Source organism: Pseudomonas sp. TE3899 (assembly GCF_056279105.1).
The window spans coordinates 4170521-4185636 of record NZ_JBWBQR010000001.1 but is presented as its reverse complement, the minus strand read 5'-3'; the positions used below and the strand labels follow the sequence as shown (position 1 = coordinate 4185636).

Below are 15116 nucleotides of genomic sequence, written 5' to 3'. Positions count from 1 at the left end.
TGACAATCACTGCGTAATATCAGCATAGAATCATTCAGCCAAAACGGACGGTTTTTACCGGATGCAGAGCCTTGTCTTGATTATCTGGCTGGCGCTGTGCGCCGTGCAGGACGCTCGTCAGCGCCACATCGCCAACGTCCTGACGTTGGGCGCCGGCGGGTTGGCCCTGACGTATGTGGTGTGCACCGGCACCACCTGGCTGGGGGCCGGGGCCGAACAAGCCGGCTGGGCGGTGTTGCTGGCGCTGGCCTTCACATTGCCGGGCTACGTGATGAAGCGCATGGGCGCCGGCGATGTGAAATTAATGACAGCTTTGGGTTTGGCGACCGACGGTATGCACCTGCTTGGGGCGATTATCGGTGCGGGGCTGGCCAGTGCGTTGTGGTTACTGCTTGCGCCAAAAGTCTGGCTGCATATGAGTCAAGGACTTAGGCAGCGTCTGCGCTTTTTTCGCCACGAAGCGTCAAGGAAGCAGCCTTACGCGCCGTTCGTATTGATAGGCATGGTGTGTACGCTCCTGTGGATCCATTAATCGCAACAGGCCACTAGTGCTATGTACATAGTCGGAAAGTGCGACTACTTTCAATTTAGAGCAGTTATACAACCAGCGGCTATTAGTACAGGAATGGTCAGCTTTCGGCCTGGGCATGGAGTAGCACGTGAACAAGCTTACGTCCGCAGTAAAAGTGCTTGTGGTCGACGATCAGCCTCTGGTGGTCGAAGAACTGTGTGAATTCCTGGAGAGCAACGGTTACCGCTGTGTGCCGTGCGAGTCCAGCACCCAGGCGGTCGAACGCTTCACCCAGGACCCGGAGATCGGTCTGGTGTTGTGCGATTTGCACATGCCGGACATGGACGGCATCCAGATGGTGCAGGAGCTCAAACGCCTGTGCGGCCGGCAGCGGGCGTTCGAGGCGATCATGCTCACCGGGCGCGCCGACAAGCAGGACGTGATCAAGGCCTTGCGCGCCGGGATTGCCGATTACTACCAGAAGCCGATTGACCTGGATGAATTGCTGGAAGGTTTGCAGCGCCAGGAAGCGGCGTTGCAGGAGCGGCATAAAGATGTGCAGCTCGGGCATTTGAATCAGAAGTTGCAGTACTTGTCCGAGTCGATCGACGACCTTTACCAGGATCTGGACCGGGTGCGACGCGCGCCGCGTTCGTCGGCGTTGCTGGGCACTGACACGGGCGAGCCGAGCGAGGCGGAACGGCAAGAGATCCCGGCGATTTTCAATCAGCTGTCGCCACGCCAACTCGATGTGGCGCGCTTGGTGGGCAAGGGCCAGACCAACTATCAAATTGCCTGTGAGCTGGGGATTACCGAGAACACGGTGAAGTTGTACGTGTCCCAGGTGCTGCGCCTGACCCACATGCATAACCGCACGCAATTGGCGCTGGCCCTGTCGCCGAACAATGCCGCAATGCACCAGCGCGTGACTGCGCACTGATAGAGGCCGACCGCCTAAAACCTGTGCGCTAACGCGTAATCAGGACAGTGAGGGAGCACGCCCCCCTCACTGCTGTGCCTGGAGGTTACCCAGGCTTGTGGTTATCCAGTACGCGATTGACCGACAGCTCACTCAACATGATCACCCGCTGCAGCACCAGCATCGAATAGCGTCGCGGGCCGTCCGACAGTTCGACGAGGTCGTTGACCAACTCGCGGGCGGATGCCAACGATTCGCTGGCATCGACCAGCAACGTTTCATCATCCACCGCTGCGTCGATGGTGAAGAAGGTGCCGGATGTGCGGGGCGGTATCTGCGTTTTCGTCGCCCCGGGGGTGAGGTAATGCTTGAGCGCGCGCTCGGCCGACGCTTTCAGCTTCTCGGGATCGAGATTGAAAGAGGCGTCGTTGGGGACTGGATCGGTGTTCGGGGGGTTAGGTGTAACTTTGAACATTGTTAAAACTCCGTCGCAAATTTTAAGGAGCCATCACCCTCGCTACCAAACGAATGGGTGGCGGCCATGCATGGGTTGGTAGACCGGTCGCGACAGAAAACCCGGCGCTCACGAATGAGCCCCACACATGACCACCATATAAAGCGAGTCCCAACAACAGGGCTGCATAAGGTGTTGCCATACGACTATCACGACGGGCTACCAAACCCGGTCACTGTTTTGCAGTGACCCGGAAACGATATAGCCCACCCCACAGCCGCACAAGCCGGCGGATTCTGGCGTACGCGTAGGCAACGACGCAAGGCGTTGTAGCCGTTTATGACGTAACACTGGGTGTCTTTAAACGTTCGCGAAAAAAACTGTTTAACCGTGGCAAAAACGGTGCCCGTTATCCCCCCGACCCACTGTCGACTTTCCCGCCCTCATCCTGATCAAAGAACTTCGGTATCTCGTGCAGGTAGCTTTTCAACCAGCGCTGCATGCTCAGTTCGCGCTCGGTTGCGGTGGCGGTTTGCAGCTTGGGCGAGGCCAGTGTGTTGCGGCTTTGCAGTTGCAGCCAGACTTCGGTTTCCTGCTGTTGCGGCGACGCGGGGCCGGCGTCGATGGCAAATGAGCCCAGGGGCAAGGTCAACAGCGCGAGGCCGCAGAAGGTGGTGGTTTTCATCAAAGGCCTCGTCTATTGGATGGTCGATGCCGTCGCGGTGGCGTCCTGCGCCGCCACGGCCGGGACAGCCTTGCCCGGCGTCTTGAGTCGTTCTGCGCGGGCCTGGGCCTCGGTGACTTGCGCCGGGCTCAGGCCGACGCGGCTGACCAGTTCGGCGGCGCGGCTCCAGTCATCCTGGTAGATCAACAGCGTCACCAGATTGACCGCCGCCAACTGGTCGCTCTGCTTGAGCTCCATCGCGGTGAGGAATTCGAATTGGGCGTCTTCGACCCGCCGCTGATTGAGATAAACCACGCCCAGGTCGTTGCGGATTTTTTCATCGGTGGGCGCCAGGCGTGCGGCGCGTTGCAAGTGGGCCTGGGCTTGACCGTTGTCGCCGTTGGCGGCGGCGAGTTGGCCCAGGCCATGTTCGGCTTCGGCGGCCATGCAACTGCCGAGCAGGCTGCGGTACAACGGCTCGGCTTCGTTGCGGCCCAGCAGTCGATAGACCTTGGCTTTGCGCAAGCGCACGTCGGCCAGGTTGTCGGGCAGGTTTTGCAGGTTGGCCAGGCTGGCGTGCAGTTTGCCGTCCTTGGCCATGTCGTCGGCCAGGTTCAACGACAGCTGTTGATCGGCGCTGGGTTTGCTGCAACTGGCGCTGCTGGTCAAAGCGCTCCAAGGGTCCTGCCCGTTGCTCGCGCAGCCACCGAGCAACAGCAGACTCAAACCGGCCATCATCGCTTTCATCTCATTCCCCTCAAGAAGCAAAGGCCCGGGCCAGGGCGGTGAAGCCCGGGCCGGCCAGCACGATCAATAACGCCGGGAAGAGGAACAGCATCATCACGACGGACATTTTGGCGGACATCTTGGAAATGTATTCCTGCAAGCGCGTCAGGCGCCGGTCATCGAGCAGCAGTTTGAGCGCCAGCAGGGATTTCATCGCGCCGCCGCCCTGGTGAATCAATTGCTGAAGGATCACGCAGGTGTCGCTGAACTCATCCACCGCCAGCAAGCGGCTGGCCTTGTTCAGTTCCTCGCCCAGCTCCAGGCCGGAGTCGACCCGGGCCAGCACCAGGCGCAATTCATGGGTCAGGGCCGGCAGTAAATGTTTGCCTTCGAGGCTCAACACCCGCAGCGCCTGCTCCACCGCCATGCCCGACTCGAACAAAATCCGCAGCAACGGAATGAAGGTGGAAATCTCGGTCGCCAGTTGTTTTTGCCGGTGTTGCGCCGCCGCGACCAGCAAGCGTTTGGGCAGCAGATAACCGATACCGGTGGCGAACGCCGGGACGATCCAATGGTTGTCCAGGTCAGGAAAAAACAGGCCCTGGATCAGCAACGTCACCGCCAGCGCCAGCACTGGTACGCCAACCTGGAACGCCGCGAACAGTGAGCGCCGACGCGCACTGCGCCAGCCCAGACGGTTGAGCAACACCTGGGTTTCATGGTCCAGGTTGACCGAGCGCTGACCGAGCCGGCTGTTGCCCAGCACCTGCAACCAACGGCTGAAGCGGCGGCGGTCCGGCATCTTTCCATCCAGCCGCCGTGTCACCTGGCGCACCCGGCGCTGTTGGTCCAGCAGGCCGGCGAATAACAACACACCGGCGGTGAGCAACAGCAGCGCGCTGATCAGCAACGGGATCTTCATAGGCTGCGCAACATGCGCCACAGCGCCAGGCAACCCACCGCCTGCAAACCGAACGCGGTGGCGAGCATGAGCTGCCCCGAACCGTCGTGCCACATGGCGAGCAGGTATTGCGGGTTGGACAACAGGAAGTAGCCGGCGAGGCTGATCGGCAACCCGGCGAGGACGATTGCCGTGACGCGGGTTTCACCGGTCATGGCACTGAGCTGACGCGCGGCCTGGTCACGCTCGCGAATCATCTTGATCAGGTTTTCCAGCAGCTCGCTGGCGTTGCCGCCGTAGCGGTGATTGACCTTAAGCCCCAGGGCGAACAGACGAAATTCCTCCTGCTCATACAGCTCGGCCAGGTCCGACACGGCATCCGGCAGGCTGACCCCCAGCTGCACGTTACGCTGGACCCGGCTCATGGCGTTTTTCAGCGGGTCTTCGGCGGCATCGATGCCGCCTAGCACGGCGTCGGCCAAGGTGCGTCCGGATTTCAGGCTGCGCACGGTGTGATCGAGCAACTGCGGCAGTTGTTCGATCATGCGCTTGAGCCGGCGCTGGTAACGCCAACCGACGTACAGCCGCAGGAGCAGCGGCGGCACCGCCAGCAACACCAAAAGGCCGGGCCAGCCACCCAGCGCGAAACCGATCACGACGCCCAGCGCCCACAGCAGCAACCACAGGCCGAGGCGTTCGGTGGGACGCCCGAGGCCGGCGCGCAGAAAGGCCCGTTCCAGGCCGACCCACGAGGACTTTTGCACCACCAACTCCGGCTGCCCTTGGGTTAACCGGCCGATCACCCGCTCGGTGGCGGACTGGCGTAATCCGCGCTGGAACATCCGCGCCGATAAGCCGAGCAGCGCCAGGCAAACCAGGATCAGCAGCAACACCTTGAGCATGCCCGGGCCCTCAGTTCGGAAAAGGAATGAGCGCCGATTCGCGGCGCAATTTGTCGCCGGCGGGGTGGACCGCCTCGCGCAGAAAACCGAATCCGGTACGCCGGTCGAGGCGGAACAATGTGTTGGTCACGTAGACGTCGTCGCGCACGCCGACCACCTCCACCACCTCGCTGACACAGCGCCGGCCATCGGGCAGGCGGGTCAACTGGATCACCACGTCCAGGGCCGCGCAGATCATATGGCGCAGGGTGCGTTCGGCGATGGTCCGGCCGGTCAGGCCCACCAGAGTCTCCAGGCGCAACAGGGCATCCTGGGCGTTGTTGGCGTGCACGGTGCTCATGGAGCCGTCGTGGCCGGTGTTCATCGCGGTGAGCACATCGAGCACTTCGACGCCGCGAATCTCGCCGAGGATGATCCGGTCGGGACGCATGCGCAGGGCGTTGCGGATCAAGTCGCTGGACTTCACTTCGCCGTGGCCCTCGGCATTTGGCGGACGGGTTTCCAGGCGAACCACATGGGGATGGCCCAACTGCAACTCCGCCACGTCTTCGATGGTGACCAAGCGTTCGTGGGGGTTGATCAACTGGCTGAGAATGTTCAGCAACGTGGTTTTGCCGGTGCCGGTGCCGCCGCTGATCAGGATGTTGCAGCGCTTGCCCACGGCGTCTTGAAAGAAATCGAAGATCGCCTGATCGATGGTTTGCATGGCCATCAGGTCGTTGCTCTTGAGCATGTCCTTGCGAAATTTGCGAATTGACAGGCATGGGCCATCGAGGGCAATCGGCGGAATGATCGCGTTGACCCGACTGCCATCGGGCAGCCGCGCATCGACCATCGGCGACGACTCATCGAGCCGTCGCCCGAGCGGCGCGAGGATCCGCTGCATCACCCGTTCGACGTGGTGCGCATCGATAAAACGCAGGTCACTTTGATGCAGCACGCCGTCGCGTTCGATGAAGACCCGGTGCGGGCCGTTGACCAGAATCTCGGTCACGGCGGGGTCGCGCAGCAGCACTTCCAGCGGACCGAAACCGGTGAGTTCGTCGACGATTTCCTCGGCCAGGCGTTCCATCTCATAGCGGGAGATCGCCAGGTGCAGGCGGGCGATGTACTCGGCCACCTTGTCGATCACGAACTGCGACAGCACTGGCCGCGAGCCTTCCAGCAGGTTTTTTCCGGACTCTTCGATGGCGTCGATGATGTAGCGGTGCAACACCAGTTTCAGGCCTTCGTGGTCACTGTTGCCGACCGGTCCGCGCTGGGGCGCGCCGAACAGTTTTTCGCCGCTCATGGTGTGCCCCTCAAGCGGTTGAACCAGCCGGCCTTGGGTTTGGCCAGGCCTTCGGAACGTTTCGCCAGCCGCTCGCCGAGGGTGCGCAGGCTCTGGGTGAGGACTTCGCGGGGGGCAAACTGGAACAGCGTGACGCCCTGGTTCTTGGCGTTGAGCCGCACTTCGGGGCTGTAGGCGAGCACGGCGATGACCTCCAGGCCGAAGCTCTTGCCCAGGGTCTCGGAATCCGGGGCGACGCTGCGCAAATAACGGTCCACCAGCAGCCGTGCGTGGTCGAGTTTCATGCCTTTTTCCCGCCACAGATTCAGCACCGCCAGGTTGCGGCGGCAGTCGAGCACGTTCTGGTCGGTGTACCACAGCAACTTGTCGCAGTGGCTGACAAAGGTGCGCAGCGCTTCACTGTCCGGCTGCCCGGTGAGGTTCACCACAATGTGCTGGAAGTGTTGGCGCAAGGCGCTGAGCAGCATGTACAACTCGGCGGCGCTGGTGTGTTCCAGCGGCTCGTCGCTGGCGGCGTAAGCGAGGATGCGCAGCCCGGCTTCGGCGCTGGTGAAGGCACTGTCGATCAGGGTCGCGTCGAGGCGCCGCAAATGCCGCAACGCATCGCCGAAGTGGAACGAACTTTCAAGGCCGAGCAAGGCCAGGCTGTCGCCGCGCGGCAGGCCCAGGTCCAGCAGCAGGGTTTGCTGGCCGCTCTTTTGCACCACTTGCGCCATGTGGTTGGCCAGCAGCGCGCCGTCCCCGTTGCTTTGCACGCCATACAGCACCGTCAGGCCGCCCAGTTGCGTGTTGGGTGCCACCGGCGGCAGGCGTTTGCTCAGGCGTCGCACCAGCCCGGCGACCTCACTGGAGCGCGAGCCATACGCGACGAAATCCCGCGCCCCGGCACGCATGGCGTTGAGCACCAATTGGTTGTCCATGCCGTCGCCCAACGCGACCACCGCCAGCATCGGTTTGGCTTCCAGCGCGCCTTCAATCAACGCGCTCTGGGCCACCACGTGTTCACGGTCCAGGCCCACGAACACCAGGCTGGCGAAGGTCACGTCGACCAGCGCCAGCAGTTCGTCAAGACTGCCGCCACCGGCGCTGACCACTTGCCCCAGCGGCGCGAGCGCGCCTTGCAGCCACTCCAGGTCGGTGCTGTTGCGGGTGATGGCGAGGAAGGTCTGGTTCAGGTTCTGGCTCATTGCGATAACCCGCTGCGTTTATCGAAATTGCCGTTTTCCAGGAAGTAGAGGCGATACCAGTTGGGGTCGTAGTTGCGCAGATTTTCACCGGGCAACGACGGCAATTGCGCGTTGGCCGCCAATGGCTGCACCAGGTGCGGGGTGACGATCATCAGCAGTTCGCGCTCTTCGCGCTTGATCGACGAGTTGCGAAAAAACGCACCGATCACCGGGATGTCGCCCAGGCCGGGAAACTTTTCGACCTGCGACGAGTTCTGGGTGCTGATCAAGCCGCTGATGACGAAGCTCTCGCCATCGGCCAGGGAAATGCTGGTGTCGGTGCGGCGAATGGTGAACGCCGGCACGGTGGTGCCGCCGATGGTCACGCCGTTGTTGTAGTCCAGTTCACTGACTTCCGGCGCCACCTTGAGGGCGATGCGATCCTGGCTGACCACGGTCGGCGTCAAGGTCAGGCGGATCCCGAACTCCTTGTACTCGATGGAGTAGCTGTTGCTGTTGGCGCTGGGCACCGGGATCGGGATTTCACCGCCGGCGAGAAAACTCGCGCTCTGTCCGCTGATCGCCACCAGGCTCGGTCGCGCCAGGGTGTAGGCAAAGCCGCTGCCTTCCATGGCGTTGATGATGGCGAGGAAATTACCGCCACCGGCGACGATGTTGAACATGTCGTTGGCCAGGGGAATGCTCGGCACGGCGATGCGGGGATCGAGGTTGCGCAACGGCAACACCCGGGGGGTGACGGCGGTGTTGGGCACCGTGCCCGGCGAGCCGAACAGAAAGTTGGAGTTCTTGCCATAGATCGAGGTGCCGGCCTCTTTCAGTTTGGTGCGGCTGACTTCGACGAAGCGAATATCGGTCTGCACTTGCGACGGCAGCAGCGGGTCATCGGACGGCAACCGGGTGGCGCTGGTCATGGCCGCCGTGGCCTTGCCCTGCACGAACACCATGCTTTGGCGCGGTGCGCTGGCGCAGGCCGTCCAGACCATCAGGCTGGTGGCGCCGGGAGCCATGCCGGTGACCAGAAACGCTTGATTGCCGTTGACCCGAACATCGGCGATTTTCGGATCGCCCACCGCCACCCGGGTGATCGCCACCGGTGATTGCAGGGCCTGTTGCACCCCTTCACCGACTTCCAGCACCGCCGGCAACGGGCCGAGCGCGGCGCAATTGCCGACGGCTGCCAGGGTGGTTGTCAGTGGCAGGCCGCTGAGCACGGAGGCCCAGAGCAGGCCTTGGAACATGGACATGGAACGTCTGCGCATTTAGATGCGTCCTTGCTCGACTCAGGGGGTTTGTTGGGTGATTTCATTGCCGCGAATGACTTCCACGCCCGGCGTGCGCGGTGCGGCGCGACTGGCGGTGGCGAGAGGTTTTGGCGCAGGCGTCATGGCCAGTTGGTTGAACTGGATCAAGTCGCGGTTGGCGCTGCTGAGGTTGGCGGGTGAAGCGCTTTCACCAGCCCAGTAATGGGCCAGGCGTTTCTCTTCGGCGCTGCGTACCGCCAGGCGCAAAACCCCGGCCTGGGCAGCGAGCATCAAGCGACTCAGCAACGGTTCGGGCACCGCGAGCAGCACCGACCGGGCGCTGGCGCGCAGTTGATCTTGCTTGAGTTTGTCGTCGTCGCTCAGGCCGGGCCTGGCGGGTTGACCGTCGTTGGTCAGGCCCAATTGTTCACCGACCCCGAGCACCCGCAGCGCCGGCACCACGACCTGGGCCGATTGCTGGGGGTTGTTCACGTCCGAGCGCAGAAACAGCAGCACGTCGACATAGTCACCGGGGCTCAACTGGCCGCCGGCATTGATCACTTCATCCACGGCCACCGCGAGGGCGCGTTCGTCGGGGCGGATCATCCGGGCCAGTGCGCTGCCGGCTTCGAAACTCTCATCGTTGAGCCAGCTCCCGGCGCTCAGGGCGCGCCACGGCGCACGACCGATCGCCTGATCGAGTCGGCTCAGGCTGCCGGCCGGCGCGGTGCGCAGTTTTTCCAGGGCCACGTCGGCTGCAGTGATTTGCACAAACGGCGCGATATCGCGCAGCAACACCACCACCGGTTGGCGGGTGGGGTCTTCCTCGGGCGCTGCGGCCACGGCCGGTGCGGTGACCGTCACCACGTTGGGCTGCGCCACAGGCGCGGGTTCCGGCTGACGGCCCAGCACCAGGCCCCAATAACCGGCAATGACGGCACCTGCCAAGAATAATCCGGCCAGGCCCAGGGTGACACGGCTGTTCATGACGGCTCTCCCTTTCCCCGCTGCTAATGACTCGCCATTCCTTCGAGACAATTTCGCAATCAGGCAGCTATGAACATGCAACTATTTCGCTATTTGACGGTAGCGCAGCTAAAGCAAAACGCCATTACCTCGCTTTAAATAGCGAACGAAAGTAGAGGGTTAAAGCGCCAAACGTGGTTTTTTCAAGCGTAAGTGCACGACTTAATACTTAAGTGATAATTCGTTCTTACAGTTGTTGGTAAAGCCTTTGCCGACAATGCTGATGCTGGCATAGGGGAATTATGTTGTGACCCTGCAACACCGCAGTCATCAGGAGAAATGCCATGTCCTTCAAAGCAACGGCTCAGAAGATCAAGTCCGAACTTTCTTTCTACGTAAATCTGGCGAAGGACACCGAAGGGGCTTCGGGTATCGAGTACGCCATCATTGCCGGCATGGTGGCGGTGGCGCTGGCGGCCTTCGTTACACCGATCAAAACGGCGGTGACCACCATGTTCACCACCATTTCGGGTGCGCTCTGAAGCCTGTCGATGCCAATGGACGGTCACTTGCCAATGCGCCAAAGGGCTTCTAACGTCAGCGCTTAGTCCACAGCGGGTGCCATCCTATGAACGCTTCTCAAGAACGCCAACAGTTGCTGCTGGTTGACGACGAAGAGGACGCGTTGCTGGAGTTGGCGGAGTTGCTGGAGGGCGAGGGCTTCAGTTGCTTTACGGCCACCTCGGTCAAGCTCGCCCTGCATCATCTGACCCGCCACCCTGATATCGCCCTGGTGATCACTGATCTGCGCATGCCGGAGGAGAGCGGCATGTCGCTGATCAAGCGTTTGCGCGAACACACCTCACGCCAGCACTTGCCGGTGATCGTGACGTCCGGGCATGCGGACATGGAGGATGTCAGCGACATGCTGCGCCTGCAGGTGCTCGACCTGTTTCGCAAGCCGATCTATCACGTGCGGTTGCTGGAAACCTTGAACAATCTGTTCCCGCTGCCCGCGACCCACCTGGTTAATCCTTGATCAGTTAAATTTGACGCCATCACTTTGACTTTTATGTAGTGTCGAAATGATGGCTCGTGTACATTTGCCGCCCCCGATCAGCACCCTGCTGAGGGGCCGGTAGGGATGCCTGATTAATTCGTCACCCTGCTGAAACTGCCATTTCAAGTTTCGGAAGGGACTCTCGATTGAATACCTCTTGCCTGCGCCGCTCGTTGTTGGCGTTGTCCGTGGCGACCGCCGCGTTTCAGACCTCTGCCGTTGAAGCGGCGGACCTCAATTACGATTTGAGCAATGGCCCGTACTCTGGCACCGGGCAGACGTGGCGAGCCGCCACGTTCACCGGAAGTCTCAACGTCGTACCTGCGTTGCCTGGATCGGGTGATGCGGTGAACTTCCAGGCGCTGACCCTCCAGGAAAACCTGACCAACAAAGGCTCGATCGTCATTGATGGTCTGGCGTTTGCACGCGGCATCTCGATCAGCAATGGCAGTGGTGCGACGGTGATCGGCGGCTCCCTGATCAATGACGGCTCAATCAAGATCAATGGCCTTGCCACAAGCGGTGCGTCGATGGGTATCGACGCCAGCGGCATCACGCTGACGAATTCGTTGGTCAATAGCGGCGAAATTACGGTCAATGGCATGCGCCCGGTAGGGGTGCTGCTGTCCCACACCACGCTGACGGGGATCAACAACACCGGTTCGATCAGCGCCAATGGTGAAGGTGCGATGGCGGTGGATCTGGACCGCGCGACGCTGAGCAACACCGTCTATAACGAGGGCAGCATTCGCGCCACCGGCCTCGACGCCGAGGCGCTGGCATTTGAAGGTGTGGTGTTGGCGCCCGGCAACCGGTATGCGGCGTGGAACCGCGGCACGATCTCGGGTGAGGCCTACGGCATCCATGTCAGCCTGCCCGTCGCAGGCCAGGGCGCCTTCAATTTTTATCAGGACGGCGGCCTCATCGAGGGCGGCACGGCTGCGATCCAGGTTGACGGTGGCAATAGCTATTTCTACTGGAATGGCGGCAACGTCAAAGGCGATCTGCTGGGTCTTTCCGGGGTGCTCATCGACGGCGACGTGAACTTCGATGGCTCAACCATCCGCTCGGGGTACGTCACGGTCGAGAGCGGCAAGCTGACGCTGATGCAACCGCACACCACGATCATCGGCGACTTCGACATGGAAGGGTCCGACTCGGTGCTGGAAATGTACCTGGGCAACGACACCAACCCCGCGTTGCCGGTGTTGAAGGTCACTGGCGACACGGATATTGCACCGGGTGGGCAACTGAAGTTGCTGGCGCGCTCCAGCGACTTCCGCATCAACGCGGGCGGCACTCGCTACACCTTGATCAGTTCGGGCTCATTGACCGGCGGTGAGAACCTGAGCGTGACTTCGTCGTCGGCCTTGCTGGATGTCAAAAGCTTTGGCGTGGAAGGCAACGACATCAAGGCATTGGTGACGACCAAATCCGAAGCCGTGGTTGCACAAAATATCCTCAGCGCCGGCGGTACGCGCAACGCGGTTGGGGCCATTGGGCGTTTCTCGACGGCCGTCATGCCGTTGCTCGACGAGCAGGACCCGGTGTTCCAGGCCTTCGCCAACGCGGGCACGGACGCCGAACTGGCGCAACTGTCGGAAAAACTCAGCCCGGACGTCAGCCGTGGCGTGTTGCATGCAACCACCAACAGCCAGACGCTGATGACCAATGCCATCAACGACCGCTCCAGCCGCGCCCGTACCGGCACCGGTTCGACGGACAAAGGCGTGTGGTTGCAAGCGCTGAGCAGCGATGCCAATCAGGACGAGCGCCATGGCGTGGCGGGTTATGACGCCGACAGCCACGGGATTGCGGTCGGTGCTGACGGTCAGTTGAATGCCGACACCGTTGTCGGCCTGGCCTACAGCTACCTCAAGAGCGATGTGAAATCCGATCTGGGCAGCAAGACCGATGTCACCGGACATGCGTTGACCCTGTATGGCAACTGGACCCATGACAACTGGTTCGTTGATTCGTCGTTGATGTATGGCTGGAACGATAACGAGTCCAAGCGCTACATCGCCGGCACTCGGGCCAAGGGCGATTACGACAGCGATATCTTGGGTGTTAGTGCATTGGCCGGTTACAGCTTGCGCTTGCAGCCGAACCTGGTGCTCGAACCGCAGGTGGGTGCGCGTTACGCCAACGTCGGCATGGATGCGTACCGCGAGAAGGGCAGTTCGGCGTCGCTGAACGTCGGCAGCCAGCGCTATGAAGTGGGCGAAATGGGCGTGGGCGCACGCCTGGCCGCGGCGTTCGATGTCGGCACCGGCAGCTTTGAACCTGAAGCCAAGGTCATGGCGTGGCACGACTTTATCGGTGACAAGACCGCGACCACGTCGGCCTTTGCACTGGGCGGCGATTCGTTCACTACGCGCGGTACGACGCCGGTGCGCGACAGCTATGAACTGGGCCTGGGCGCCAACTATGTGATGGGCGCCTGGAGTGTCGGTGGGTCTTACAACTACGTGACCAGCACCGATTTCAACGCCGATTCCTTTACGGCGAAGGTGCGTTACGCGTTCTGATTTCAGACCGCGTTTTGTTCATCGCGAGCAAGCGTGTTGCCTGCTCGCGATGGCCTCTACAACTGATAACTGAAACTCACGCTATAGCGCGGTCGCCGGTTAAACGTGTCCAGCGCTTCATCCGACATCGGCTTGGCCGCTTCCAGCGCGATGTTGTAGTACTTCGCATCCCCAAACCGCAGGCCCACCGCCGCCGAGGACAAGTTGTTGCCCTGCACCGGCAACTGGTTGAACCAGGTTTTCGAGCGGTCCAGCACCACATAGGGTTGCAGCACCCGCAGCCAGTTTCCGTCGCGGTTGAAGCTGTAGTTCACTTCGTAAGCCACCCCCCAACCCTTGTCACCGGACGCCTGGTCGTCGGGGTAGCCACGGCCGAAATTCTGTCCGCCGAACACCGCGCGTTCACTGTCGGGCAGGGTGTCGTCGCTCCAGTACAGCGCAGCCGAGAGCACGCCTTGCCAGTTGTCGAAGAACTTGTCGCTCTGCACTCCCGATACGCGCAGGCGCAGGAAATTGAGGTCGACATCGGCACTGGTTTTCGCCCCCATGCCATCGATGCCCTGGTACGCCCCGCCACTGAGAATCCGTAATTGTCGGGCGTCGGCCTGGCGCCAGTCGCTTTCGAAGGCGAGGGCGCGGATGTCGGTGCGCACTTCGACGCTGCGCGGGTCATCGACCACGTCGTAGCGGGTTTTGTCGTTGACCGCATACAGCCGCGCACCGGCGCTGAGTTGTTCATTGGGCGAGGCGATCAGCGGGTGGCTGAAGCCGATGGAGTAGCGATCGTTTTCCCGGTGCGGCTTGAGCTGCAGGCCATTGTCGAGCAGCACATTGGTGCCCGGATCAGCGCGGTAGCGCGAGGCCGACAAGCTCAGTTGCGTGCCTTCGGCGTTGAGGAACTGGTTGTAGTCCAGACGGTAGTAATGCTCTTTGTCGTCCCCCGGCGGGAACAGCCCGCTGAGGCTCACTTGTTCGCCCATCGCCGTCTGGGAATTGCTGCTGATTCCGAGCAAGGCCTGGGTGCCATTGCGACTGTTTTCGGTGGCGCTCAAGCTGCTGGTGAACGGTTTGCGACTGGCTTGCACCGCCAGGTACGCCGCGCCGTCGGTGGTGCCCGGTGGCGGCACTTGCGCCTGCAAGGTCACGCCGGGGATGCGGCTCATTAACGTGGTGTAGCGCTCGAAGGTTTTGCGGGTCAGCGGTCGTTCGGCCTGGAGCTTGGCCACCAGTTTGTCCAGCAGGCTTTTCACCCGCCCGAGGTCGCCCTGCACCTGGTAGTCCTTGATGTAACCCTCCACCAGCACCACCCGTGCCACGCCCTGGCTGAAATCCTGTTGCGGCAGGAAGGCGTAGGACAGCAAGTAACCGTCCTGTTGGTAACGGCGGGTGATATTGCGGGTGGCTTCGATCAACTCGGCGAGGCTGGTTTCGTGGCCGAGCAACGGTTGATACAGCGCCGCCAATTCGTTGAGCGGGTAAATCGTCCCGCCTTCGATCTGCACGTTTTTGATCGTCACTTTGGTGCCCATCATCAACGGTTGCGCTGCGGTCGCGCCGGGCTCCGGCACTTGCAACGGTGCCGCTGTCGGGCGGTAGGCGTCGGCGGGCAGGTTTGGCACGGGGAGGTTGCGGATCGTTTCGTTACTGTTGAGAAAGCTCGGAAGGGTGTCGGCGAAAGCGAAAGAACTGACGGTCAGGCACAGCAGGGAAGCCATAACGCGCATAGGACACTCCATGGTCATATCGCGACATCCCGGGGCTCG

The 15116-nt window shown here is 61.7% G+C and carries 15 protein-coding genes; 5 read left to right on the top strand and 10 right to left on the bottom strand.

Annotated features, from left to right (window positions below; genetic code table 11):
- Nucleotides 1-61: 61 nt before the first annotated feature.
- Together ACZ89E_RS19175 and ACZ89E_RS19170 are read left to right on the top strand one after the other, a co-directional pair.
- Nucleotides 62-532, top strand: a complete 471-nt coding sequence (locus ACZ89E_RS19175) for a prepilin peptidase (RefSeq protein ID WP_476256249.1) — start codon at nucleotides 62-64, stop codon at nucleotides 530-532.
- 127 nt (nucleotides 533-659) lie between these two features.
- Nucleotides 660-1451: a response regulator transcription factor gene (locus ACZ89E_RS19170; protein WP_149660690.1), complete on the top strand. Its 792-nt coding sequence runs from the start codon at nucleotides 660-662 to the stop codon at nucleotides 1449-1451.
- An 85-nt stretch (nucleotides 1452-1536) separates the two neighbouring features.
- Here the strand turns inward: ACZ89E_RS19170 and ACZ89E_RS19165 are convergent, their stop codons facing one another.
- From ACZ89E_RS19165 to cpaB, 9 genes are all read right to left on the bottom strand, one after another.
- Entirely contained in the window at nucleotides 1537-1905 is a 369-nt protein-coding gene (locus ACZ89E_RS19165; RefSeq protein WP_476256248.1) for a DUF6124 family protein, read from the bottom strand.
- Nucleotides 1906-2293: 388 nt separating this feature from the next.
- Entirely contained in the window at nucleotides 2294-2569 is a 276-nt protein-coding gene (locus ACZ89E_RS19160; protein WP_463259301.1) for a DUF3613 domain-containing protein, read from the bottom strand.
- Nucleotides 2570-2581: 12 nt separating this feature from the next.
- A complete protein-coding gene (locus tag ACZ89E_RS19155; protein ID WP_476256247.1) occupies nucleotides 2582-3295 on the bottom strand; it encodes a tetratricopeptide repeat protein in 714 nt (237 codons plus the stop codon).
- Between the two features lie 10 nt (nucleotides 3296-3305).
- Nucleotides 3306-4196, bottom strand: a complete 891-nt coding sequence (locus ACZ89E_RS19150) for a type II secretion system F family protein (RefSeq protein ID WP_476256246.1) — start codon at nucleotides 4194-4196, stop codon at nucleotides 3306-3308.
- Nucleotides 4193-5077: a type II secretion system F family protein gene (locus ACZ89E_RS19145; RefSeq protein ID WP_476256245.1), complete on the bottom strand. Its 885-nt coding sequence runs from the start codon at nucleotides 5075-5077 to the stop codon at nucleotides 4193-4195. Before ACZ89E_RS19145 ends, ACZ89E_RS19150 begins: the two co-directional genes overlap by 4 nt.
- Before the next feature lie 10 nt (nucleotides 5078-5087).
- Nucleotides 5088-6368 (bottom strand): CpaF family protein, encoded by a 1281-nt coding sequence (locus ACZ89E_RS19140; RefSeq protein WP_476256244.1) that lies wholly within the window; start codon nucleotides 6366-6368, stop codon nucleotides 5088-5090.
- Nucleotides 6365-7555 carry a CpaE/TadZ family protein gene (locus ACZ89E_RS19135; RefSeq protein WP_149660697.1) on the bottom strand — a complete coding sequence of 397 codons (1191 nt, stop codon included), beginning with the start codon at nucleotides 7553-7555 and terminating at the stop codon, nucleotides 6365-6367. The genes ACZ89E_RS19140 and ACZ89E_RS19135 overlap by 4 nt, the downstream gene beginning before the upstream one ends.
- On the bottom strand, nucleotides 7552-8814 hold the full coding sequence (locus ACZ89E_RS19130) for a type II and III secretion system protein family protein (RefSeq protein WP_476256243.1): 1263 nt from the start codon (nucleotides 8812-8814) through the stop codon (nucleotides 7552-7554). The genes ACZ89E_RS19135 and ACZ89E_RS19130 overlap by 4 nt, the downstream gene beginning before the upstream one ends.
- A 21-nt stretch (nucleotides 8815-8835) precedes the next feature.
- A complete protein-coding gene (gene cpaB / locus ACZ89E_RS19125) occupies nucleotides 8836-9783 on the bottom strand; it encodes a Flp pilus assembly protein CpaB (RefSeq protein ID WP_476256242.1) in 948 nt (315 codons plus the stop codon).
- 323 nt (nucleotides 9784-10106) lie between these two features.
- Here cpaB and ACZ89E_RS19120 point away from each other — a divergent pair, with 323 nt between their 5' ends.
- From ACZ89E_RS19120 to ACZ89E_RS19110, 3 genes are all read left to right on the top strand, one after another.
- Nucleotides 10107-10304 carry a Flp family type IVb pilin gene (locus ACZ89E_RS19120; RefSeq protein WP_149660700.1) on the top strand — a complete coding sequence of 66 codons (198 nt, stop codon included), beginning with the start codon at nucleotides 10107-10109 and terminating at the stop codon, nucleotides 10302-10304.
- Nucleotides 10305-10390: 86 nt separating this feature from the next.
- Entirely contained in the window at nucleotides 10391-10801 is a 411-nt protein-coding gene (locus ACZ89E_RS19115) for a response regulator (RefSeq protein WP_476256241.1), read from the top strand.
- 167 nt (nucleotides 10802-10968) lie between these two features.
- Nucleotides 10969-13353: an autotransporter family protein gene (locus ACZ89E_RS19110; protein ID WP_476256240.1), complete on the top strand. Its 2385-nt coding sequence runs from the start codon at nucleotides 10969-10971 to the stop codon at nucleotides 13351-13353.
- A gap of 56 nt (nucleotides 13354-13409) precedes the next feature.
- On the opposite strand, the gene ACZ89E_RS19105 is transcribed toward ACZ89E_RS19110, so the two are convergent.
- Complete coding sequence (locus tag ACZ89E_RS19105) at nucleotides 13410-15077, bottom strand: ShlB/FhaC/HecB family hemolysin secretion/activation protein (RefSeq protein WP_463259309.1); 1668 nt, start codon at nucleotides 15075-15077, stop codon at nucleotides 13410-13412.
- Nucleotides 15078-15116: the final 39 nt, after the last annotated feature.

Coding starts and splice junctions, on each gene's coding strand:
- ACZ89E_RS19175 (WP_476256249.1), top strand. CDS start 62: ATGCAGAGCCTTGTCTTGATTATCTGGCTGGCGCTGTGCGCCGTGCAG.
- ACZ89E_RS19165 (WP_476256248.1), bottom strand. CDS start 1,905: ATGTTCAAAGTTACACCTAACCCCCCGAACACCGATCCAGTCCCCAAC.
- ACZ89E_RS19160 (WP_463259301.1), bottom strand. CDS start 2,569: ATGAAAACCACCACCTTCTGCGGCCTCGCGCTGTTGACCTTGCCCCTG.
- ACZ89E_RS19155 (WP_476256247.1), bottom strand. CDS start 3,295: ATGAAAGCGATGATGGCCGGTTTGAGTCTGCTGTTGCTCGGTGGCTGC.
- ACZ89E_RS19150 (WP_476256246.1), bottom strand. CDS start 4,196: ATGAAGATCCCGTTGCTGATCAGCGCGCTGCTGTTGCTCACCGCCGGT.
- ACZ89E_RS19145 (WP_476256245.1), bottom strand. CDS start 5,077: ATGCTCAAGGTGTTGCTGCTGATCCTGGTTTGCCTGGCGCTGCTCGGC.
- ACZ89E_RS19140 (WP_476256244.1), bottom strand. CDS start 6,368: ATGAGCGGCGAAAAACTGTTCGGCGCGCCCCAGCGCGGACCGGTCGGC.
- ACZ89E_RS19135 (WP_149660697.1), bottom strand. CDS start 7,555: ATGAGCCAGAACCTGAACCAGACCTTCCTCGCCATCACCCGCAACAGC.
- ACZ89E_RS19130 (WP_476256243.1), bottom strand. CDS start 8,814: ATGCGCAGACGTTCCATGTCCATGTTCCAAGGCCTGCTCTGGGCCTCC.
- cpaB (WP_476256242.1), bottom strand. CDS start 9,783: ATGAACAGCCGTGTCACCCTGGGCCTGGCCGGATTATTCTTGGCAGGT.
- ACZ89E_RS19120 (WP_149660700.1), top strand. CDS start 10,107: ATGTCCTTCAAAGCAACGGCTCAGAAGATCAAGTCCGAACTTTCTTTC.
- ACZ89E_RS19115 (WP_476256241.1), top strand. CDS start 10,391: ATGAACGCTTCTCAAGAACGCCAACAGTTGCTGCTGGTTGACGACGAA.
- ACZ89E_RS19105 (WP_463259309.1), bottom strand. CDS start 15,077: ATGCGCGTTATGGCTTCCCTGCTGTGCCTGACCGTCAGTTCTTTCGCT.